Origin of the sequence: Streptomyces sp. NPDC087844, from assembly GCF_044742785.1 — a bacterium.
Taxonomy (GTDB): domain Bacteria; phylum Actinomycetota; class Actinomycetes; order Streptomycetales; family Streptomycetaceae; genus Streptomyces.
Map to the genome: position 1 here is coordinate 193,756 of NZ_JBIUVD010000005.1, position 22,917 is coordinate 216,672.

The 22,917-nt window shown below is 70.0% G+C and carries 14 protein-coding genes; 4 read left to right on the forward strand and 10 right to left on the reverse strand.

Going from position 1 to position 22,917, the window contains the following annotated elements:
- Nucleotides 1–8: 8 nt before the first annotated feature.
- Both ACIOKD_RS12770 and ACIOKD_RS12775 read right to left on the reverse strand, forming a co-directional pair.
- Nucleotides 9–1,778: a dihydroxyacetone kinase family protein gene (locus ACIOKD_RS12770; RefSeq protein WP_402082065.1), complete on the reverse strand. Its 1,770-nt coding sequence runs from the start codon at nt 1,776–1,778 to the stop codon at nt 9–11.
- Nucleotides 1,775–3,142: an MFS transporter gene (locus ACIOKD_RS12775; RefSeq protein WP_402082067.1), complete on the reverse strand. Its 1,368-nt coding sequence runs from the start codon at nt 3,140–3,142 to the stop codon at nt 1,775–1,777. Before ACIOKD_RS12775 ends, ACIOKD_RS12770 begins: the two co-directional genes overlap by 4 nt.
- A gap of 257 nt (nt 3,143–3,399) precedes the next feature.
- On the opposite strand from ACIOKD_RS12775, the gene ACIOKD_RS12780 reads away from it, so the two are divergent.
- Nucleotides 3,400–4,164, forward strand: coding sequence for a FadR/GntR family transcriptional regulator (locus ACIOKD_RS12780; protein WP_402082069.1), 765 nt, complete (start codon nt 3,400–3,402; stop codon nt 4,162–4,164).
- A 237-nt stretch (nt 4,165–4,401) separates the two neighbouring features.
- Here ACIOKD_RS12780 and ACIOKD_RS12785 read toward each other — a convergent pair whose 3' ends face one another.
- Both ACIOKD_RS12785 and ACIOKD_RS12790 read right to left on the reverse strand, forming a co-directional pair.
- The gene (locus ACIOKD_RS12785; RefSeq protein ID WP_402082071.1) at nt 4,402–5,034 is read right to left on the reverse strand and encodes a response regulator; all 633 of its coding nucleotides are present in this window, start codon (nt 5,032–5,034) and stop codon (nt 4,402–4,404) included.
- Nucleotides 5,031–6,263, reverse strand: coding sequence for a sensor histidine kinase (locus ACIOKD_RS12790; RefSeq protein ID WP_402082563.1), 1,233 nt, complete (start codon nt 6,261–6,263; stop codon nt 5,031–5,033). Before ACIOKD_RS12790 ends, ACIOKD_RS12785 begins: the two co-directional genes overlap by 4 nt.
- 330 nt (nt 6,264–6,593) lie before the next feature.
- Between ACIOKD_RS12790 and ACIOKD_RS12795 the strand changes: the two genes are divergently transcribed.
- Complete coding sequence (locus tag ACIOKD_RS12795) at nt 6,594–7,160, forward strand: heme-binding protein (protein ID WP_402082073.1); 567 nt, start codon at nt 6,594–6,596, stop codon at nt 7,158–7,160.
- A 74-nt stretch (nt 7,161–7,234) separates the two neighbouring features.
- Entirely contained in the window at nt 7,235–7,726 is a 492-nt protein-coding gene (locus ACIOKD_RS12800) for a nucleotidyltransferase domain-containing protein (RefSeq protein ID WP_402082566.1), read from the forward strand.
- 70 nt (nt 7,727–7,796) lie between these two features.
- Here ACIOKD_RS12800 and ACIOKD_RS12805 read toward each other — a convergent pair whose 3' ends face one another.
- The 6 genes from ACIOKD_RS12805 to ACIOKD_RS12830 all read right to left on the reverse strand — a co-directional run bounded on the left by ACIOKD_RS12805 (nt 7,797) and on the right by ACIOKD_RS12830 (nt 18,740).
- Nucleotides 7,797–9,413 carry a glycoside hydrolase family 13 protein gene (locus tag ACIOKD_RS12805; RefSeq protein ID WP_402082075.1) on the reverse strand — a complete coding sequence of 539 codons (1,617 nt, stop codon included), beginning with the start codon at nt 9,411–9,413 and terminating at the stop codon, nt 7,797–7,799.
- A gap of 161 nt (nt 9,414–9,574) precedes the next feature.
- Complete coding sequence (locus ACIOKD_RS12810; RefSeq protein ID WP_402082077.1) at nt 9,575–10,450, reverse strand: carbohydrate ABC transporter permease; 876 nt, start codon at nt 10,448–10,450, stop codon at nt 9,575–9,577.
- Nucleotides 10,451–10,469: 19 nt separating this feature from the next.
- Entirely contained in the window at nt 10,470–11,432 is a 963-nt protein-coding gene (locus ACIOKD_RS12815; RefSeq protein ID WP_402082079.1) for a carbohydrate ABC transporter permease, read from the reverse strand.
- A gap of 74 nt (nt 11,433–11,506) precedes the next feature.
- Entirely contained in the window at nt 11,507–12,925 is a 1,419-nt protein-coding gene (locus ACIOKD_RS12820) for an ABC transporter substrate-binding protein (protein ID WP_402082081.1), read from the reverse strand.
- A 424-nt stretch (nt 12,926–13,349) separates the two neighbouring features.
- On the reverse strand, nt 13,350–14,363 hold the full coding sequence (locus ACIOKD_RS12825; RefSeq protein WP_402082084.1) for a LacI family DNA-binding transcriptional regulator: 1,014 nt from the start codon (nt 14,361–14,363) through the stop codon (nt 13,350–13,352).
- A 90-nt stretch (nt 14,364–14,453) separates the two neighbouring features.
- On the reverse strand, nt 14,454–18,740 hold the full coding sequence (locus ACIOKD_RS12830; RefSeq protein WP_402082086.1) for a discoidin domain-containing protein: 4,287 nt from the start codon (nt 18,738–18,740) through the stop codon (nt 14,454–14,456).
- Nucleotides 18,741–19,267: 527 nt separating this feature from the next.
- Here ACIOKD_RS12830 and ACIOKD_RS12835 point away from each other — a divergent pair.
- On the forward strand, nt 19,268–22,714 hold the full coding sequence (locus ACIOKD_RS12835) for a CARDB domain-containing protein (RefSeq protein WP_402082088.1): 3,447 nt from the start codon (nt 19,268–19,270) through the stop codon (nt 22,712–22,714).
- The last annotated feature ends 203 nt before the right edge of the window (nt 22,715–22,917 follow it).

A 22,917-nucleotide genomic window follows, 5' to 3' on the forward strand; every position in this document is an offset into this window, starting at 1 on the left:
GGCTTTCCTCAGTGCTGGTCGGACGGCTGGTCGAGCGGGTGGTCGAGCGGGTGGTCGGGCAGGACGCCGTGTACGGCGCGGGTGATGAGGGCGAGCGAGTGGGCGCCCGCGTCGGGGGTGCCCAGGGACTTCTCGGCGTGCGGCCGGGCGCGGCCCTTGCGGGGCAGCAGGTCCGCGGTGGCGGCGGCTGCCTTCTCGGCGGCGACGGCGGCACGCTGCCAGGACTCGGTGAGCGGCAGGCCCTCGCCCGCGGCCTCGGCGAGGATGCCGGCGAAGGGCACGAGGACGTCGACCATCGTCTTGTCGCCGACCTCGGCGCCACCCAGGCGGCGTACGGCGTCGGAGGCGTCCGACACTCCCCGGGCGACCGCGGTCGCGGTCGCGGCGTCCTGGTCACCGAGGCGCGTACCGAGGGAGCGCAGGATGGTGCCCCACAGGGCGCCGGAGGTGCCGCCCGCCTTGTCGGCCCAGGCGTCTCCGGCGTGGATGAGGACGGTTCCGGCGCCGGCTCCCAGGTCGTGGGCGCGGACGGCTGCCCGCAGGGCGGCGGTGGAGCCGCGCCGCATGCCGATGCCGTGGTCGCCGTCCCCGGCCACCGCGTCGATCCGGCCGAGTTCGTCGGCGTGTGTGTCGACGGTGTCGGCCAGGGCGTTCAGGGCCGCCAGGACGTGGGCGGCCGAGCCGCGGGACTCCTCGGTGGCGTCCGGGACGCGGGTGTCGTCGATGTCCTCTACGTGTGGCACCGCCTCGGCCGCGGACTCCTGCGCGACCGGGGCGCCCTTGCGGTAGGCGGGGGTGTCGGCCGGAGCGCGCCACAGTTGCTCAAGTCGGTCGTCGAGCCATGTCAGCGTGAGGGACACGCCTGCCATGTCGAAGCTGGTGACGAGTTCGCCCACCTCCGGGTCGACGATGTCCACGCCCGCGTCGCCGAGCAGGGCGGCCACCTTGCGGTAGACGACGAACAGTTCCTCGTACTTGACCGAGCCCAGGCCGTTGAGTATCACGGCGGCGCGCTGTCCGGCGGGCGTGTCGATGTCCTCGGGCAGTTCCTTGAGGAGGGCGGCGACCATGAGCCGTGCCGCCTCGTCGGCGGTCGGCAGGGGCTCCTCGCCGATGCCGGGCTCCCCGTGGATGCCGAGGCCGACGGCCATCCGGGCCTCGGGGACGGTGAACAGGGGGTGGTCGGCGCCGGGCAGGGTGCAGCCGGAGAAGGCGATGCCGAAGGAGCGGGTGCGGGCGTTGGCGTGTTCGGCCACGCGCAGCACCTCGGCCAGCGGCAGGCCCTCCTCGGCCGCGGCGGCGGCGGCCTTGAAGACGGGCAGATCGCCCGCGACGCCGCGCCGTTGGGCGGACTCCTGTGGCGCGGCGGAGGAGATGTCGTCGGTGACGGCGAAGGTACGGGCCTCGATGCCGTCGCCCGCCAGGCGTTCGGCGGCCTGTCCGAAGTGGAGTACGTCGCCCGCGTAGTTGCCGTACAGCAGCAGGACGCCCGCGCCGCCGCTGGCGGACCGTGCCACGGAGCGGATCTGCTGTGCGGAGGGCGAGGCGAAGACGTTGCCGACGGCTGCGCCGTGCGCGAGGCCCCGGCCGACCAGTCCGGAGAAGGCCGGGTAGTGGCCGGATCCGCCGCCGACGACGACGGCGACCTGCCCCGACGGGGTCCCGGCGGCGCGGACGACGCCTCCGGTGACGGGCCGCACCCAGCCGCGGTGGGCGGCGGCGAAGCCTTCGAGGGCTTCGTCGGCGAAGGCCGCGGGGTCGTTGAAGAGCCGGGTCATCGGAGGGCCTCCATGGGCTTGTTCTCTGCTGCGGGGGCCGGCTCCGCGGTGCCGCCCCGGGCGGAGAGCCAGATCATCAGGACGGCGGACAGGAGCATGAAGAAGCCGACCAGGTAGAGCGGCACGTAGTAGCCACCGGTCCAGTCCTTGAGCCAGCCGGTGATGTAACTGGACGCGAATCCGGCGACGTTTCCCGCGGTGTTGATGAGGGCGATACCGGCGGCTGCCGCGGCTCCGGTCAGGAAGCGGGAGGGTACGGACCAGAAGACGGGCAGGGCGGCGAAGATGGAACACGCGGTCACGGTGATCACCGCGACCGTGGCGGCCGGCGAGCCCATGTAGAGGGCGAGCGGGATGGTGACACCGCCGACCACGGCGGGTCCGGCCACGTGCCAGACGCGGGTGCCGTGCTTGGTGGCGTGACGCGTCCAGAAGAAGAGGACGATCGCGGCCGGCAGGTACGGGATCGCGGTGATCCAGGCCTTGTCCATCACGCTGAAGGTGGTGCCGTACTGCTCCTGGAAGCCGTCGATGATCGTCGGCAGGAAGAAGGCGAGTGCGTACAGGCCGTAGACGAAGCCGAAGTAGACCATCGCCAGTACCCAGACACGACCGTTGGTGAAGGCCTTCTTGAGGTCGCCCTTGGCGTGCTTGTCGTCGTGGCCCGTCTTCCGCGCGTTCTCCGCGGCGAGTTCCTCGGTCAGCCAGGTGCGCTCGGCGGGCGTGAGCCACTTGGCGTCGGCGGGCTTGTCGACGAGGTAGAACCACGCGATGACGCCCAGGAGGATGGCGGGCACCGACACGAACAGGAACATCACCCGCCAGCCCTCAAGGCCGAACAGGCCGTGGTGGCCGATGAGCCAGCCCGCCAGCGGGGCGCCGAGAACGGTGGTCAGCGGCTGCGCCAGGTAGAAGAGCCCGAGGATCTTGGTGCGGTGCCGCGAGGGCACCCACTGGCTGAGGAAGAGGATCGCTCCGGGGAAGAAGCCCGCTTCCGCCACGCCGAGCAGGAAACGCAGCGTGTAGAGCTGGCCCGTGCTGTCCACCCAGGTGAACAGGAGGGAGACGATGCCCCAGGTCACCATGATCCGGGCCAGCCAGCGGCGGGCACCGAAGCGGTGCAGGGCCATGTTGCTGGGGACCTCAAGCACGATGTAACCGAGGAAGAAGATCCCGGACGCGAAGCCGAACTGGGCGGCGGTGAGCGCCAGATCCTGGCCCATGCCGTTCGGCTCGGCGAATGAGACGGCTGTGCGGTCCAGGTAGTTCACGAAGAACATCAGTGCCACGAACGGCACGAGGCGGACTGAGACCTTCTTGATGGCAGTTCTTTCGACTGCCGCGGATGGCGCGTCGGCAACCATGGCGACTCCTCGGCTCGCCCGGACAGCTCCGTCCGGGATGGGTCGGGCCGGACGGCTCGCCGCACGGGCGGCCGACCGGAACGGTTTCACGCTATGCCGACTCCTCAAATTGGTCACCAATTTACCAATGTGAGGACGGTCTCAGATTCGACCTTCTCGCAACTCTTGACAAATCCGTCCTTCGGCACGTGTTCGACACGTCTTCGACACGGAGGAACCGACTGGTCAGCCCGTTGCGTACCGCATCTGGTTGACTGGTGACCGTGACCAGTCAACCCGACGATCAGACCTCCGGGGCCGCCCCCGACCTCGCCCAACTCCTGCGCCCCGTGGTGCGTGAGTCCTCCGTGAGCGAGGTCGCCAAGCGGCTGCTCGACCACCTGTCGGCGGGTGACATCAAGCCCGGCACCCGGCTGCCCGCCGAGCGCCAGCTCGCCGAGGCGCTCGGCGTCGCCCGCTCCAGCGTCCGCGGCGCGCTGTCCGCCCTGGACGTGCTCGGCATCATCGAGATCCGCCCCGGCTCCGGCTCGTACGTGCGCGAGGGCACCTCGGAGTTCCTGCCCCGGGCGATCAACTGGGGGCTGATGCTGGGGCAGCGGCGTACGCAGGATCTGGTGGAGGTGCGCACCTACCTGGAGGCGGTGTCGGCCCGGCTGGCCGCGGAGCGCGCCACGGACGAGGACCTGACGCGTCTGGAGGAGCATCTGAGGCACATGCGGACGGCCGGCGACGATGCCAAGGCCTTCATCGATGCCGACATCGACTTCCATCTGGAGCTGGCCCGCATCGCGCGCAACAGCGTGCTGAGCGACATCCTGCACAGCATCCGGGCGCTGCTCCAGGTGTGGATGGAACGGGTCAGTGACATCGAGGGCACGGTCAGTGGGACGTTGTGTGAGCATGACGCGGTGCTGCGGGCGTTGCGGGCGCGGGATCCTGAGGGGGCGGATCGGGCGATGGCCGAGCACATGGTGATGGCCAGCCGGCGGCTCCGGGAGTCCGTCGACGCGGAGGCGCCGTAGTCGGCTCGGGTCCGGTCGTGGCCGAGCCCAAGGATTGCGCCGTTCCCCGCGCCCCTAAAAGACTGCGCAGTTCCCCGCGCCCCTTAAGCCTGCGCCGTTCCCCGCGCCCCTGAGAAACGGCGCCGTTGTGGCGCGCACACGACTGCGCAGTTCCCCGCGCCCCTTGAGGGGCGCGGGGAACTGCGCGACCAGCCACCACCGGCCCGCAGACGAAAGGCAGTCGGTCAGTCCTCCCTGTCATGGGAGAAGGCGGCGGTCGTTCGCGACGGAAACCGCGCCCGCGCGCGTGTCGACGCCGAGCTTGTCGTAGATGCGGCCCAGGTGCGTCTTCACCGTCGCCTCGCTGATGAACAGCGCACGGGCGATGTCCCGGTTGCCGAGCCCTCGGGCCAACTGCCCGAGGATGTCCCGCTCGCGATCGGTCAGCGCGGCCCGCGGCGCGCGCAGATTGGCCATGACCCGGCTGGCGACGGGCGCCGACAGCGTCGTACGCCCCTGCGCCGCCGCCCGGATCGCGGCGAACAGCTCCTCCGGCCGCTCGGCCTTCAGGAGATAGCCGGTCGCTCCGGCCTCGATCGCCCGGGTGATGTCCGCGTCGGTGTCGTACGTGGTCAGGACGAGGACGTGCGGGACGCCCGACCCGCTGGTCAGACGGCGCGTCGCCGCCACGCCGTCCATGCCCTCACCGAGCTGCAGGTCCATCAGCACCACGTCGGGCCTGAGCCGCGCGGCCAGGGCGAGCGCCTCCTCGCCGGTGCCCGCCTGGCCCACCACCTCGATGTCGGGTTCGCTGTCGAGCAGGGCGAGCAGTCCGGCGCGTACGACGGCGTGGTCGTCGCAGACCAGGAGGCGTACAGGCAGGTCGGTCATCGCGGCGTCTCCTCGGTGTGCGGGGCGACCGGGACAGTGGCGGTCAGGACGGTGCCCTCCCCCGGCGTGGACTCGATGGTCAGCGTGCCGCCGAGCTGCCGTAGCCGCGCCCGCATCGCCCGGAGCCCGTGTCCGCGCCCGCCGGACGGGGCATCGGTGACGGCGGCGGGGTCGAAGCCGCGCCCGTTGTCGGCGATGTCGAGGACCACACGGTCGTCGAGCCGGGTGAGCGTGAGCGCGGTGGCCGTGGCGCCCGAGTGCTCCCGGACATTGGCGAGCGCGCCCTGGGCGATCCGCAGGAGCGCGGACTGCGCGCGGTCGGGCAGCGGGGCCGTACGTCCACCACCACCATCCTCACCACCACCGCCACCGTCACCGCCACCGCCGCCGTCACCGTCGACGTGTACGCGGACGCTCAGCTCGGCGCCGGACTCGCGCGCCGCGAGAGTGCGCAGCGCGGCTTCGAGGCCGCCGCCCCTGGCGAGGTCGGCCGGCGCCAGGTCGTGCACGAAACGGCGCGCCTCGGCGAGGTTGTGCTCGGTGACGGACGTGGCGGTACGGACGTGCTCGCGGGCCTTGGCCGGGTCGGCGTCCCAGGTCCGCAGGGCGGCCTGGAGCAGCATCTGCTGGCTCGACAACCCTTGGGCGAGGGTGTCGTGAATCTCCATGGACAGCCGCTGGCGCTCGGCGAGGACACCCTCGCGGCGTTCGGTGGCCGCCAGTTCCCGGCGGGTGCCGATCAGGTCGTCGATGAGGGCGCGCTGTCGGACCGCCTGCCGCCGCATGTGCACGAAGACCGCGGTGGCGAGGGTGGCGACGGCCGCGGGACCGACGACGAGGTCGAGGCTGAACCGCGGCGCCAGCGCGAGCTGCGCGGAGACGACGAGGAGCGTGAGGAAGGCGACCAGGAGGTACGCGGCGACGGGCGGCAGGGCCCGCAGCGCGGCGTAGAACAAGGGCACCGCCACCCACGCGAAACTCGGCGCGCCAACGACGAGCACCGCCCAGGTGGCGACGACCGCTCCCAGCCGGATCAGCCGTGGAGGAGGTGGCCATGAGCCCGGGCCGCGCGACGGAGGTGTCCCCTCGGTCACGACGGTGTCGATCGCGTAGAGGACCGCCAGTACGACGGCCAGGCCGATCACCCAGGGAGCGCGCGGCTCCTCGGCGTGGCGCTGGACGAAACGGGTCAGGGAGGTGGCCAGCAGCACGAAGAAGACGACATGCATGACCAGTGCCAGTCCGCGCTCGTCCGGTTCGCCGACGGGAACCGCCGCGCCAGGGCGCGGACCCGGGGGCGAACCGCTCTGATCGGACCGCACGTAAGCCTCCTGAACTGGGTAAACATCTCCATTGTTGCCCAAAGGGACGGTCCTGGGGTCAACCGATCGGTTGATGCCCGTGTCGTCCGTTCCGCGCGCCGCGCGCAGCCGATGCACCGACCGTCGGGCGCCCTTCCCGGACCCACGATGGATGACAGGGCAGGGCGGCCCGCACAGCCGGGACCCGCCACCTGCCTCCGTACACCTCCATCCGCACACCTTGAGGAATGGGCAGCCATGAAGCACGTCAAGAAGGTCTCCCGTCGTACCCGCGTCGTCACCGGTGGCGCCCTGGTCGCCGCCGTCACTCTCGGCGGTTACGGCGCCTATTCGGCGAGCGCCACTTCGTCGGTGCCCACCGCCCGGGCAGCGGTGCAGGCCGACGCCTCGAACAAGAACCTGACGCAGTCCACCCGACTGACGGTCGACGCCGCGAGCCGGGCCGCGCGGGCGGCGCTCGACGCGGCGCGCAAGGACAACCAGCGCGTCTCCGTCGCCGTCGTCGACCGCGACGGCAACACCGTGGTGACACTGCGCGGCGACGGCGCCGGCCCGCAGTCGTACGAGTCCGCGGTGAAGAAGGCGTACACGTCGGTGTCGTGGAACGCGCCCACCTCCGAACTGGCCAAGCGACTGGAGCAGGCCCCGAACCTCAAGGACATCCCGGGCACCCTGTTCCTCGCGGGCGGTGCGCCGGTCACCACCAAGGGTGCGCCGATCGCGGGCGTCGGCGTGGCGGGCGCGCCGTCCGGCGACCTCGACGAGAAGTACGCCCGGGCCGGTGTCACGGCGCTGGACAAGTAGGTTCCCACGTAGGTACCCGGCTGCCACAAATCCCTTGGTCCGCCCAGTCGTCGCACAGCTACCGTGCTCTCGTGATGACCGCTGACGACGTACTGTCCGTGCTCGCCGTGTTGCGTGAGGCAGCCGTCGACGTCTGGGTGGGCGGGGGGTGGGGTGTCGACGCTCTCGTCGGGGAGCGGACACGTCGACACCGCGACCTGGACCTGATGCACCGGAAGGACCAGGAACGGACCGTCGTGGCGGCCCTCGCGGAGGCCGGATTCGCCGAGACGGTGGACTGGCGTCCCGTGCGGTTCGTGGTCACGGACCCGCACGGTCGCGAGATCGATCTGCATCCACTGGCCTTCGCGTCGGACGGGTCCGCGGTGCAGGCCTCCCCGGACCCGCACCGCCCGTTCGTCTATCCCGCCCCGTGTTTCGTCAGCGGCACGATCCGGGGGACGGCCGTCCCGTGTCTGTCGGCCGAGCAGCAGGTCTACTTCCACCAGGGGTACGAGCCGACCGACCGCGACCGTCATGACATGGCTCAGCTGCGGCGGGTCTTCGGGATCGCCACCCACTTCTGACCGGGCTTGTGCCCGGACTCATGCCCGTACTTCGTACCGCACTTCCGGCTTCGTACCGGACGATGTGTTCTCAACTCCGCAGCCATACCGCCGTGTCGCAGGGCAGCCTGCCGTCGGCGGTCAGGGGCCCGCTGGAGAGGAGCACCTCCGTGTGGTCCGGCAGGGCCGCCGGATCGCCCGCCAGGTTCACCACGCAGGTGAGGTCCGGGGAGCGGCGGAAGGCGAGGACGCCGGCGGAGGAGGGCAGCCATCGCAGAAGGCCGTCGCCGAGGGCCGGGTCGGCGCGGCGCAGTTCCAGCGCGGCGCGGTAGAGGTTGAGCATGGAGTCGGGGTCGTCGGCCTGGTGGTCGGCGGCGTACGCGGGCCAGCCGTCGGGCTGGGGCAACCAGGGTTCGGCCGCTGAGCCGAAGCCGGCGTACGGGGCGTCGGCCGTCCAGGGCAGCGGGACCCGGCAGCCGTCGCGGCCCGGGTCGGTGCCGCCGGAGCGGAAGTGCATCGGGTCCTGGATCCGGTCCCGGGGTATCTCCGCCTCGGGCAGGCCCAGTTCCTCGCCCTGGTAGAGGTAGACGGAGCCGGGCAGGGCGAGGGTGAGCAGGGCGGCGGCGCGTGCGCGACGGGTGCCCAGCCGCAGGTCGGTCGGCGTGCCGTAGGTCTTGGTGGCGAAGTCGAAGCCGGTGTCCTGACGCCCGTAGCGGGTGACCGTGCGGGTGACGTCGTGGTTGCACAGCACCCAGGTGGCGGGGGCGCCGACCGGGGCGTGTTCGGCGAGGGTGTCGTCGATGGCGGCGCGCAGCCGGTCCGCGTCCCAAGGGCAGGACAGGAAGCTGAAGTTGAACGCGGTGTGCAGTTCGTCGGGACGGAGGTAGCGGGCGAACCGTTCGGAGTCCGGCAGCCAGACCTCGCCGACGAAGACGCCGTCGTACTCGTCGGCGATGCGCCGCCAGGAGCGGTAGATCTCGTGCAGGTCGTCCCGGTCGATGTACGGGTGGGGGTCGCGCCCCTCCACGAACTCGGGCAGGTCGGGGTCCTTGGCGGGCAGTGCGGCGGAATCGATGCGCACACCGGCCACTCCGCGCTCGAACCAGAACCGCAGCACCTCCTCGTGTTCCTCCCGCACGGCGGGGTGGGCCCAGTTGAGGTCGGGCTGCTGCGGGGTGAACAGGTGCAGGTACCACTCGCCGTCCTCGACCCGGGTCCAGGTCTGGCCGGAGAACTGCGAAGGCCAGTCGTTGGGCGGGAGTTCGCCGTGTTCGCCGCGGCCGGGCCGGAAGTGGAAGAGCTTGCGCTCCGGGCTGCCGGGACCGGCGGCGAGCGCGGCGCGGAACCAGGCGTGCTGGTCGGAGACGTGGTTGGGCACGATGTCCACGATGGTGCGGATGCCGAGTTCGCGCGCCTCGGCGATCAGCCGCTCGGCCTCGGCCAGGTCTCCGAAGGCCGGGTCGATGGTGCGGTAGTCGGCGACGTCGTAACCGCCGTCGGCGAGCGGGGACAGGTACCAGGGGGTGAACCAGATCGCGTCGACGCCCAGTTCGGCGAGGTAGGGCAATCTCGACCGTACGCCCGCGAGGTCCCCGGTGCCGTCACCGTCGCCGTCGGCGAAGCTGCGCGGGTACACCTGGTAGATGGCGGCACCGCGCCACCAGTCGTCGGTGTGTCCGGGGGTCGTTGCGGGCTGAGGGGCTGCCACGTGTCGGTCCTTTCGGGGCAGGGGTGGTTCTCCACCGCCGCCCCGGACAGCGAGGCGTCGGGAACGGGGCGGCGGCGGAGGATCGGTGGGGGCGCCTGCGTGGTGTTCGCTGCGGGAGGTGCCCGGAGTGCGCGGGTGGTGCCCGGACCGCGGGTGCTCGGTCAGCCCTTGAGGCCGCCGGCCGTCAGTCCGCTCATGATGTTGCGCTGGAAGATGAGGAAGAGGATGAGCGTGGGCAGGGACGCGATGGTCAGTGAGGCGATCAGGACGTTCTCGGGCACGCTGGTCGCCAGGGAGTAGATGCCGACGGCGAGGGTCTGCTTCGACGGGTCGGGCAGGACCAGCATGGGCCAGAGGAAGTCCTTCCAGACGCCGACGACGGCGAAGATGGACACGACGCCGAGGATGGGCCGGGAGACCGGCAGCACGATGGACCACAGGACGCGCAGGGGTCCTGCGCCGTCCATCGAGGCCGCGTCGAGCAGTTCCCTGGGGATCGAGTCGAAGAACCGCTTGAGCAGGAAGATGTTGAAGGCGTTGGTGACCGACGGGAGCCAGATCGCCCAGGGCGAGTTGAGCAGGTTGCGTTGGACGATGGGCACGTCCAGCGCGGTGAGGTACTGCGGTACGACGAGGACGGTCGCCGGGATCATCAGGGTGGCCAGCATCAGGCCGAGGATCATCTTGCCGAGTACGGGCCGCAGTTTGGACAGCGAGTAGGCGGCGGCGACGTCGAGCACCAGCTGGAAGGCGAGAGCGCCGAACGCGTAGTAGAGGGTGTTCAGGAGGAGTTTGGCCAGGTCCATCACCTCCCAGGCCCGCTTGTAGTTCTCCGCGTGGACGGAGCCGGGGACCCAGGTGGGCGGGGTCTGGACGGCTTCCTGGGTGGTCTTGAGTCCGCTCGTCACCATCCAGTACAGCGGGCCGAGGAAGGCCAGCGTGAACAGGACGACGACGAGGGCGAAGCACACCCAGTACACGGCTCTGCCGCGCGGGCGGGCCAGTTGGGCGGGTGAGATCAGCGTGCGAGTGGACATGTGCGTGTCTCCCCCGGACCTAGTCCTGGTCGGCGCGGTTGAGCCTGGTGTACACGGCGGAGAAGCCGGCCAGCAGGACGAGCAGGAGCAGGCCGAGTGCCGCCGCGGCGCCGTAGTTGTTGAAGTTGAAGGCGTACTGGTAGATCAGGTACACGACGGTGGTGGTGGAGCCCTCGGGCCCGGCGCCGCCGGTGAGCAGGAACGGCTCGATGAAGACCTGCATGGTGGCGATGATCTGCATGAGGAGCATCAGCAGCAGGATGAGCCGGGTCTGCGGGACGGTGACATGCCAGACCTTGCGGAACAGTCCCGCGCCGTCGAGTTCGGCGGCCTCGTACAGCTCGCCGGGGACGCCCTGGAGTGCGGCGAGGTAGATGAGTGTCGCGCCGCCCATGTTCATCCAGGTCGAGGCGACGACCACGGAGAGCATCGCGGTGTCCGGGTCCTGGAGCCACTGCTGGGCGGGGACGCCGAAGACGCCGAGTACCTCGTTGAACATGCCGTACCCGGGGTCGTACAGGTACTTGAAGAGCAGGACCGACGCCGTCGGCGGGAGCATCACCGGCAGGTAGACCAGCAGTCTCAAGTAGCCCTGGCCGTGCCGGAACTCATTGATGAGCAGGGCGGTGACGAACGGTACGACGAAGCCGAGGAGCAGGGCCAGCACGGTGAACCACAGGGTGTTGCGCCAGGCCTGGCCGAAGGCCGGGTCGTTCCAGACCGTGACGAAGTTGTCCCAGCCCACCCAGCTGACGTCGCCGTCCTCGGTCTTCTGGAAGGCGAGGAGGAACTCCCGGACGATCGGGTACCAGGAGAAGAAGGCGAAGCACAGCACCGCTCCGATGAGGAAGCCGTGGGCGGTGAGGTTGCGGCGCAGGGTCTTGCCGAACCCGCCGTCCGGGCGGTGCGGGGCACCGGCGCGGGGTCTGCGGGGACGGCGGTCCTTGACCGCCGGGTCCTTGGTGAGGGTGGGGGCCGACATGCTCGCTCCTTGACGTGCTGCGGCGGCGCGCGGGCGGGCCGGGCGGCGGTGTCACCCGCCCGGCCGCCGCACGGTCACTGGGTGGCGAGGACCTGGTTGACCTGGGACTCGGCGGTGGACAGGAGCTTGTCGATGTCGGCGTCCTTGTTGGTGAGGATGCCCGACATGACGTTGTCGAGGACCTTGTAGATCTCCTGGGCCTTCGGCGGTTCGGCCTTGCCCGGGACGGGGTTGTCGGTGAACGCCTTGAAGTTCTCCACCGGCATGGTGGCGAACTCCTTGCGGGCCGCGTCGTCCTTGGCCTTGGAGCCGTTCAGCCACAGGTTCGGCTGCGGGAGCCCGACGGGCAGGGCGTCGGCCTTGGAGCGCTTCCAGTCGTACTGGCCCTTGCCGACCGTGGTGAACTTGAAGTTCAGCCAGGCGACGGAGGCCTTGACCTTGTCGGCCGATATACCCTGCTTGATCATGTAGTTGTTGCCGCCGGCGAGGGTGTTCTCACCGCCCGGGATCGGTCCCATGCCGAAGTTCTCGTACTTGGCGCCGAGTTGCTGGACCATGTACGTGACGTCGTCGGGCGCGGCGAGGAACATGCCCAGCTTGTCGGTGGCGATCTGCTTCTGGAGGTCGCCCCACTTGAGCAGTTGGGTCTTGCCCATGGAGTCGTCGTCCCAGCGCATGGCGTGCAGGTTCTCGGCGACCTCCTTGCCGGTCGCGTCGTTGAAGGCGGCCTTCTTGCCGCTCGTGTCGACGACGTCGCCCCCGAGGCTGTACATCTGCGCGGTGAAGTGCCAGCCGCCGGTGTTGGCCGCGCTGTACTCGCCGAATCCGGCGACACCGCCGCCGAGCCCCGCGATCTTCTTGGCCGCGGTGCGGACGTCCGCCCAGGTCGCCGGCGGGGAGTCCGGGTCGAGTCCTGCCTCTTCGAAGAGCTTGCGGTTGATGAGCAGACCCATACGGTAGTTGCTGGTGGGCAGGCCGTAGAGCTTGCCGTCCTTCTTCAGCGAGCCCAGGACGTCGGGGTCGATGTCCTTGAGCAGCGGGACGCTCTTGTCGTTGACGTAGGCGGTGATGTCCTGGGCGCCGTCGTTGTCGAGGACCTGGGGCAGGTCGGTGAAGTACGTGTAGAACACGTCGGGTTGGGACTTCGCCTTGAGCATCGCGGTGAAGCGGGGTGGCTCCAGACACTGACCCGGCGTGGAACGCCCCTTGATGGTGACGTTCGGGTACTTCTTGTTGAACTCCTTGACGTCCTGGTTCCACTGCCTGAGCTCGGCCGCCTTGGCCGCGGGGGGCATGCAGTCGATGGAGATGGACACCTTCGTCTTCGGGTCCAGCGGTGCGGCGGGATCGGCTTTCGCGCCGTTGCCGGAGCCGTTGTCGCCGTCGTCGCCGCTGCTGCTCGTACCGCAGGCGGCGAGTGCCGTCAGCGTGAGCGCGGAAGCGAGGGTGACCGCGCCGACGCGGCGGGTGCGGCGGAACCGAGCTCTTCTCATGGATGGTCCCCTTCGGGCATGAACGTGGAAGGCGCCCTCATCACCGGTGCGATGTGGGGCGCCGCACACTCAACCACCGCCAACAGATGACCGCAATATCTCGCGCAGCTTTCGTAAATGATTGACAGTACGCCGCATACGAGTGATCTCAGGGAGCTGCGAGCACGCAAGCAGAAGCGCGACGAGACCGGGCCGGGCCTCGCCGCGCTTCTGTCGTGGGGAATGCCGTGCGGACTAGGGGGCTTCTGATGGATCTCCGTGGGGAAGGAGCGGCGTCCGGTGCGTGCTCTCGGTGTGCCGACCGGAAGCCCTCGTACTGGACGTACTTGGGATTTCGGCCGGTGCAGCGAGTGGGGGTCCCCCGGCCGGAGGCTGGGGGAGCGTGCCGGGCGCGGCGACGCCGCGGAGATCCATCAGAAGCCCCCTAGCCCCGAGGAGCCTGCGTCGTGGAGCCGCGGACCACCAGTTCCGGCTCGAACAGCAGCTCGCCGGGCTGGACTTCGGCGCCCTGGATCTGGGCGCACAAGAGGTCCACCGCGGCCCGCCCCATGGCCTCGACGGGCTGGCGCACGGTGGTCAGCGGGGGCTCGGTGCAGTTCATGAACGCGGAGTCGTCATAGCCCACGACCGAGACCTGCTCGGGCACCGCGAGGCCCCGCCTGCGGGCGGCACGGATGGCGCCGAGCGCGAGCGGGTCACTGGCGCAGACGACGCCGGTGACACCGCGGTCCAGCAGTCGGGTGGTCGCCGCCTGGCCGCCCTCCAGGGAGAACATCGAACGCTCCACGTACGCGTCGGGCAGGGACCCGCCGGCCACCTCCGCGGCGACCCGGGCGGCGGCCAGCTTGCGCCGGGAGGGAATGTGGTCGCTCGGGCCGAGGACCACGCCGATGCGCTCGTGCCCCAGCAGGGTGAGGTGGCGCCACGCCTGCTCCACCGCGACGGCGTCGTCGCAGGAGACACAGGGAAAGTCGAGCCCCTCGATCGGGGCGTTGATCAGCACGACCGGGATACGCCGTTCGGCGAGCTGCCGGTAGTGGTCGTGCGGCGCGTCCGCCTGGGCGAACAGGCCGCCACCCGCGAACACCACACCGGAGACGTGCTGTTGCAGCAGCAGCTCCACGTAGTCCGCCTCGGAGACACCGCCCTTGGTCTGGGTGCACAGCACCGGGGTGAGCCCCTGCTGGGCCAGCGCGCCACCGATGACCTCGGCGAACAGGGGGAAGATCGGGTTCTGCAGTTCGGGCAGGACCAGGCCGACCAGACGCGCCCGCTCGCCGCGCAGCTGGGTGGGACGCTCGTAGCCGAGGACGTCCAGCGCGGTGAGCACGGACTGCCGGGTGCTGTCCGACACTCCGGGCTTGCCGTTGAGGACCCGGCTGACCGTGGCCTCGCTGACTCCAACCTTCTTGGCTACCTGAGCAAGTCGTCGCGTCATGAGCGCAAGGCTAGCGCAAGCCGCGCAAACGGCTTGCGCCAGCCTTGTGGCCTCCCTTCGGGTGCTTTCCTCTCTCCCGTCAGCGGTCCGTCAGGGGTTGATGTTGATCTTGAAGGTGGAGGTGGTGTTCCGTACGTCCACGGCGTTGCCGCTGAACCGCAGACCGTTGAAGGTGACCTCACCGACCGCCGGACCCTGACCCTGTTCCGGCAGCTCGTTGGCCCACAGTCCGAACCCGGACTTCGCGTCGTAGGCGTCCCCGCTCCTGCGGGCCCCCGTCACCGAGATGTCCGTGAGGATCGTGTCCTTGATCGGGTTGATCGGCCGCCCGCCGGCGTCGTACTGGGTCTGGAACATGATTCCGCTGTAGGTCGGGTCCACGATGTCCACGTCGTTGACTCGGATGCCCTGGAAGACCTTCGAGGCGGAGAACAGCCAGATGCCGGGGAAGGTCTGGTTGCCCCAGAAGTGGCCACCGGAGCGGACCACCGAGACGTTCTCGACGGTCGTCGGCTCGGTGCCGAACCCGTTCATCGGATAACCGAAGTCCAGCGAGCTGATCGTGATGCCCGAGTAGACCAGGGTGTCGGCGATGTGGATGTTGCGGAAGGTGTTGTCGTAGCCGCCGTAGACGGCGATGCCCGCCGCCCGCCAGGTGAGGATCGAGGTCAGGTTCTCGTAGAGGTTGTCCTTCATGTCGGCGCCGCCCGCGTCGATCGCGGAGAACAGCGCGAAGCTGTCGTCGCCGGAGGCCCGGGACTCGTTGTTGACCACGTGGTTGTCCGTCGACCCGTTGGTCATGTTGATCGCGTCGGCGAACGTGTTGCGGATCCGTGCGTCGCTGATCGTCACCCGGTCGGTGTTGGCTCCCCAGTAGAGGCAGACCATGTGCTCGGTCCAGGTGTTGTCGATGACCATGTCCGACACGTTCGCGAAGTCGAACACCTTGCCGGGCCCGTCGATACGGGAGGTGTAGTTGCCGAAGTAGGCGAAGTTCCTGAACGAGGACCCCTTGGCGGAGTTCTCGGCCCGGAAGCCGATGTCGGTGTTGTCCTGGCCCGACGGGGCGTGGAACTGCGTGTACCAGGGCCCGGCGCCGACCACCTGCACGGCCTTGCCGTACACCTGGAACTTGCTCGACGTCTCATAGCTGCCGGCCGGGAGGTAGACACCGGTGAGCTTGCCGGTGGTGTCCATCCGCACCCGGTCGAGGGCGTTCTGCACGTCCTGGTGACCGAAACCGGCCGGGACGGCGTACGCGGCCGGGTCCGGGTTGGCGACCGGTGAGACCTGCTCCAGGCTGACGAAGTCGATCGCGTACCTGGAGGTGTTGGCCGTGTCCTTCTGCAGCCGGATCTTCGCCCCCTCCGGGACGGTCTCGCCCAGCATCAGGTGCGCCTCGTCGTAGATGTGTCTCGGGGCTCCCGCGGACGGGGAGTTGCCGGGACCGGCCTCCGCCCCGTACAGCCAGGCGTACTTCGAGGTGAGCGGCAGTGCCTTGCGGAAGGTGCCGTCGACGTAGACGTCGAGGGTGGCGTCGATCCCGCCGCCGCCCGCGGAGTCCGGGATGGAGAAGCGGGTGACCAGCGTGTTCGTGGCGGCCTTGGTGGTGAACTCCACGTATTCGCCGGTGCTGTCGAGGGTGACCGCCTTGCGGCCCGACGCCTCGCCCGCGAGGTCGCCGACGGTCCGGTTGGGCCCGACGGTCGCCGCGCCGCCACCGGTGCTGCCGTCCTCCGCCTCGTACATGTCGTAGGGCATGTCGGCGCCGCGTCCGACGAACAAGGACTGGGTCGCCGTGTTGTTCTCCCGCTTGACCGGGAGTTCGTTGGCGTCGGCGGCGACCGTGGTGCGTACCGTGTACGAGCCGTTGGCGGCGGTCCAGGTGCCCAGCGTGACGGCGCCGGTGGTGGCACCGGCGGCGATCGTGCCGTCGTACGAGCCGGTCAGGGTCCGTACGGTGGCGCCCTTGGAGTCGACCAGCGCGACGGTGAGGCCGTGTGCGCCGCCCGCCGAGGCGGTGGTGCCCTGGTTGCGCACGGCGACCTTGAAGGTGACGGTGTCGCCGTCCGCGGGGCCGGACGGTGTGGTGGTCGGCACCGGCACGAGGTCGGAGCTGCTGACCGGGCGTACGACGAGTGAAGCGGGGCTGGTGTAGGTGTTGTTGGTCTCGTTCTGCTCGATGACCGCACCGGCGTCGTCGGCCACGGCGCTGAGTTGGTAGGTGCCCGCGTCGCGTGCCCCGATGGAGGCGCTGACGGTGCGTGTCGCTCCGGCCGCGAGTGCTGGGACGGCCGACGTGGCGACCTTGGTGCCGCCCAGGCGCAGGGCGACGGCGCTGGCGGGTGCGGCGGTCTCGCCGCTGTTGCGGACGGTGGCGGTGAGGGTGATCTCGTCGGACTCGACCGGTGAGGCCGGGGACGCGGTCAGCTCGGTGACCTCAAGGTCCGGGTTGGGTGCGGCGGTGCCGATCACCTGGAACTCGGCGATCTGCCCGGCCGGGGCACCCGTGTTGGAGGTGAAGCGCAGCTGTACGTCGGCCACGCGCGCGGTGACGGGCACGGTGACGCTGTTGCCGCTGGAGGGGTTGAAGGCGTAGTCCTTCGCGGCGACCAGACTCGTATGGCCGGAGGCGTCCTGCTCGCGGCCGAGGACCTGGATGTTCTGGGTGCGGGCGCCCCAGGAGCTGTCCGGGTTGAGTTTGAGGACGAGCGAGGAGACGTCGGCGTTGGCGCCGAGCTTCACGGTGAGGGTGGCGGGGTGGCCGGAGCCCTCCCAGTAGGTGGAAGTGCTGTTGTCGTTGGCGTTCTCGGCGGCGAAGGTGTGCACGGTCGAGGAGGCCGTGATCGCCTTGCCGACCGCGAGGTTGGAGCCGGGACCCGAAGTGCCGTCGCGAGTCACGGTGTTGCTGTTCCCGGAGATGTTCCCGGCCGCGTCCTTGGCCCGCACGAAGTACGACACCGTGGCACTCGCGGAACGGTTGTCGGTGTACGTGGTGACCGTGCCGCCGACCGTGGTGAGCAGGCTGTTTTCGGCGTACACCTCGTAGCCGGTGACGCCGGTGTTGTCGCTGGAGGCGTTCCAGGCGAGGCGGATCTGCCCGGCGGCCGGTTCGGTGAGGGCCAGGTTCGCGGGCGCGGTGGGTGCCTGGGTGTCTCCGCTGTCGCCGCGGCGGGTGACGGTGTTGCTATTCCCGGAGACGTTCCCGGCCGCGTCCTTGGCCCGCACGAAGTACGAGACCGTGGCGTTCCCGGGGCGGTTGTCGGTGTAGGTGGTGACCGTGCCCGCGACGCTGGTCAGCAGCTCGTTGTCGGCGTACACGTCGTAGCCGGTGACGCCGGTGTTGTCGTCGGACGCCTTCCAGGTCAGACGGACCTGGCCGGTGGCGGGCTCGGTGTGGGCGAGGTCCGCGGGCGCGCTGGGTGCCTGGGTGTCGCCGGTCGCCGGGCCGTAGACCTCCAGTTCGGACAACTGGGCCGCGGCCTGCACGGTGTTGGCGGTGACCAGGACGCGTACGTACCGGGTGGTGGTCGCGTCGAAGGAGATCGTCACCGAGTTGCCGTCGCCCGGCGCGAAGGCGTAGGCCTTGGAGGCGGTCAGGTCGGTGAAGTCGGTGCCGTTGGCACTGCCCTGGATCTTCAGGGTCTGGCTGCGGGCGCCCCAGCCGTCGGGCAGGCGCAGCACGACCCGGTTGACGCGCACGGAGGAAGCCAGGTCGGCCTGGATCCACTGCGGCAGGTCGTTGTTGCGGCTCTCCCAGTAGCTGGCCCTGTTGCCGTCGGCAGCGTTGGCCGGGACATAGGTCTCGTGGTGACTGGCGGCGGTGAGGGTGCGGCCGCGGGCCAGGTTCGCCGAGGAGTCACCGGCTTCGTGGACCTCCAGCTCGGAGAGCTGGGCGGCCTGCCACCCGGTGTTGGCGGTGATCTCGATCCGCACGTGCCGCGCCTGGGCGGCGGGGAAGGTCACCGTCACCGTGTTGGCACTGCCGGGGCTGAAGGCGTAGGACGCGGAGGTCTTCAGCGTGGTGAAGCTGGTACCGTCCGCACTGCCCTGGACGGCCAGGGTCTGGCTGCGGCTCTCCCAGCCGGCGGGCAGTCGCAGCACCACCTCGTCCACGCGGGCGGTCGCACCCAGGTCCGTCTGGACCCACTGGGGGAGGCTGCTCCCGGCGCTCTGCCAGTACGTTCCCTGGTTGCCGTCGGTGATACTGCCCGCCGCGTATGCGGTGTGGGCGCTGCTGGCGGTGGCGGGCCGTCCGGCGGCGAGGTCGGGTCCGGCGGCCTCCGCGGCGGCGGCCGGCGCCGGCCGGCCCAGCAGGAGCAGAGCGGTGGAGAGAACGGCGGCTGTCCCCCGCCATCCCCGGCGTAGCGGTCTCATGTGTCCCCGATCTCCGTCCCGGTCCGGAGGTGGGCGGCCCCGGGGCGGCTGTGTGGGTGGGTGTCCGTGGGGGTTCGGCGCATCGCGCTTCAATGTGCGGCGAAGAGTACTGTCTTTTGCGTCGATCGATCAGAGAGTTGCAGACCGTGGCCGGTACGTCTATGGCGTGAGCATGCCCGAAACGCGACGCTGCTATCCGCCCTCACCTGCTGTGGCACCGGGCCAGCGGCTTTCGTAGGGTCTGTCGGATAACGCAAGTAGGACCGCAAGCGATGCAAGCTGCTTCCACGTCAACTACCGGTACGACCTGGACCGTTGACAAAATGGAGACAGGCTAGAAACCTGTGGGCGTAGTTTCCGCAAAGAATCGACTGAGCAGCTCAATTTACGCGCAAGGCCGGTGCATTCCTCGTCGGACACTCCCCTCCCTCTCCCGCACTCCCCCGTGCCTGCCCCGGTGTGCCAAGGCCGACTGCCGTGCTCCCGCTCCCCCACGGAACAAACGGAACAACGGAACAGAGGACCCCATGAGATGGAGACCCCTCGGCCGCCGGTCACTGACCGGTGCCGTCATAGCCACGCTCATGACGACCGGGCTGGTACCGCTGGCCCTCACGTCGAGCGCCCGGGCGGCCACCGCCCCCGACACCGAGCGGGCGAAGGCGGCGGCGGCCGTCAACCTCGCGCTCGGCCGGCCGGCCACGGCGGGCGGCTCGAACGGCTCGTACACCGCCGGAAACGTCACCGACGGCGCCCAGGCCTCGTACTGGGAGGGGCCGACGGGGTCCTTCCCGCAGTGGGTCCAGGTCGACCTCGGCGCGACCCGCACCGTCGACCAGGTGGTGCTCAAACTGCCCGCCGCCTGGGAGAGCCGTAGCCAGACGCTCTCGTTGCAGGGCAGCACCGACGGCTCCAGCTTCAGCACACTCGCGGCCTCGGCGGGCCGGGCGTTCAACCCCGCGCAGGCCAACACCGTCCCGGTCACCCTCGCCTCCCCCGCAACGGCACGCTATGTCCGCGTGAACATCACCGGGAACACCGGCTGGAACGCCGCTCAGCTGTCCGAGCTGGAGGTGATCGGCGACGACGGGGGCACCACTCAGCCGCCCACCGGCACCAACCTGGCCCGCAACAAACCGGCCGAGGCCACCTCGTCGGTCCAGTCGTACGTGGCCGCCAACGCCACCGACGACTCCACCTCCACCTACTGGGAGGCGGCGGGTCACCCCTCCGACCTGACCGTGAAGCTCGGCGCCGACGCGGACATCACCGCCGTCGTGGTCAAGCTCAACCCGGACCAGGTGTGGGGCACCAGGACCCAGGGCATCCAGGTGCTCGGCCGGGAGAACTCGGCGAGCGGCTTCACCTCGCTGCGCGACCGCGCCGACTACGCCTTCAGCCCCTCCCGGGACAACAACTCGGTGACCATCCCGGTCACCGGCCGCTTCTCCGACGTCCGGCTCCGGTTCTTCTCCAACACCGGGGCTCCCGGCGGGCAGGTCGCCGAGTTCCAGATCGTCGGGACCGCCGCACCCGCGCCCGACCTGACCGTCACCGGCCTGGACTGGACACCCGCCTCGCCCTCCGAGCGGGACGCCGTGACCGTCGGCGCCACCGTCCGCAACGCGGGCACGGCACGCTCGGCCGCCACGACCGTCGAGGCCAGTCTTGAGGGAACGGTCGCGGGCAGCGGAAACGTACCCGCCCTCGAACCGGGCGCGTCCGCCACCGTGGCCGTCGCCGCGGGCACCCGGCCGGCCGGCAGTTACAGCGTCTCCGCCGTGGTCGACCCGCGCGACACCGTCGCCGAACTCGACGACAGCAACAACAGCCGCACCGCCGCGACCCGGCTCGTCGTCGGCCAGGCCCCCGGCCCGGACCTCGAAGTCAGCGGCATCACCACCAGCCCGGCCAACCCGGCCGTCGGCTCGCCCGTCTCCTTCACCGTGGCCGTGCACAACCGCGGCACCACCGCCGCGGCGGCCGGCTCGGTGACCAGGCTCCAGGTCGGCTCCACCACCCTCAACGGTACGACCGGACAGGTGGCGGCCGGAGCCACCGTGAACGTGGCCATCAGCGGCACATGGACGGCGACCAGCGGCGGAGCCACCCTCACCGCGACCGCCGACGCAACCGGCGTCGTCACCGAGACCAACGAGAACAACAACGTCCTCGCCAAGTCCCTCGTCGTCGGCCGGGGCGCCGCCGTCCCGTACACCGAACTGGAGGCGGAGGACGGCCGCTACCAGGGCACGCTGCTCACCGCCGACGCCAAGCGGACCTTCGGACACACCAACTTCGCCACCGAGTCCTCCGGCCGCGAGTCCGTCCGGCTGAACTCCACAGGCCAGTTCGTCGAGTTCACCTCGACCACTTCCTCCAACTCCATCGTGGTGCGCAACTCCGTCCCGGACGCCGCGAGCGGCGGCGGAGCGCAAGCCACGATCAGCCTGTACGCCAACGACACCTACGTGCGAAAGCTCGACCTGTCGTCGAAGCACAGCTGGCTGTACGGGACCACCGACGACCCCGAGGGACTGACCAACACGCCGGGCAGTGACGCCCGGCGGCTCTTCGACGAGTCGCACGCGCTGCTGTCGCAGACCTACCCGGCGGGCACCACGTTCCGTCTGCAGCGGGACGCGGGTGACACGGCCGCGTTCTACGTCATCGACCTGGTCGACCTGGAACAGGTCGCGCCCGCGACCACCAAGCCGGCGAACTGCACCTCGATCACCGAGTACGGGGCCGTCCCGAACGACGGACTCGACGACACCGACGCCCTCCAGCGGGCGGTCACCGCCGACCAGAACGGCACGATCTCCTGCGTGTGGATCCCCGCCGGGCAGTGGCGCCAGGAGCAGAAGATCCTCACCGACGACCCGCTCGACCGCGGCCAGTACAACCAGGTCGGCATCCGGGACGTCACCATCCGGGGTGCGGGCATGTGGCACTCCCAGCTCTACACGCTCACCCCGCCGCACCAGGCCGGTGGCATCAACCACCCGCACGAGGGCAACTTCGGCTTCGACATCGACCACAACACCCAGATCTCCGACATCGCCATCTTCGGCTCGGGCACCATCCGGGGCGGTGACGGCAACGCCGAGGGCGGGGTCGGTCTCAACGGCCGCTTCGGCAAGGGCACGAAGATCACCAACGTGTGGATCGAGCACGCCAACGTCGGTGTGTGGGCCGGCCGCGACTACTCCAACATCCCCGAACTGTGGGGCCCCGGCGACGGGCTGGAGTTCTCCGGCGTCCGCATCCGCAACACCTACGCCGACGGCATCAACTTCGCCAACGGCACCCGCAACTCCACCGTCTACAACTCGTCCTTCCGCAACACCGGTGACGACGCGCTCGCGGTGTGGTCAAGCAAGTACGTGAAGGACACCTCGGTCGACATCGGCCACGACAACCACTTCCGCAACAACACCATCCAGTTGCCGTGGCGGGCCAACGGCATCGCGGTGTACGGCGGTTACGGCAACACCATCGAGAACAACGTCATCGCCGACACGATGAACTACCCGGGCATCATGCTCGCCACCGACCACGACCCGCTCCCGTTCTCCGGGCAGACCCTCATCGCGGGCAACGCCCTGCACCGGACGGGCGGCGCGTTCTGGAACGAGGACCAGGAGTTCGGCGCCATCACGCTCTTCGCGCAGGGCCAGGACATCCCCGGCGTGACGATCCGTGACACCGAGATCCTCGACTCGACGTACGACGGCATCCAGTTCAAGACGGGTGGCGGCGCGATGCCGGGCGTGAAGATCACCGACGTGCGGATCGACGGGTCCAGGAACGGCTCCGGCATCCTCGCGATGAGCGGCGCCCGGGGCAGCGCCGCTCTGACGAACGTCACGATCACCGACTCGGCCGAAGGGAGCGTACTCATCGAGCCGGGCTCGCAGTTCACCGTCACCGGCGCACCCGTCGGGGCGTCCGCCGCCCGCCTCAACCGCTGAACCGCCGAACGGCTGAAGGCTTGGCTGAATGGCCGGCCTGAACAAAGGGTCTCCGGCCCCCGCGACAGGGGCCGGAGATCCGTCCTGTGCGGTCCGGTGGACACCACGCATGGTTGCCAGGAGCGACGACATGGGAGATCGTTGCCGTGAGGCAATGTTTTCCAGGAGTTGTGAGGTGAGGGATTCGCCCAGCGGGTCCTCTA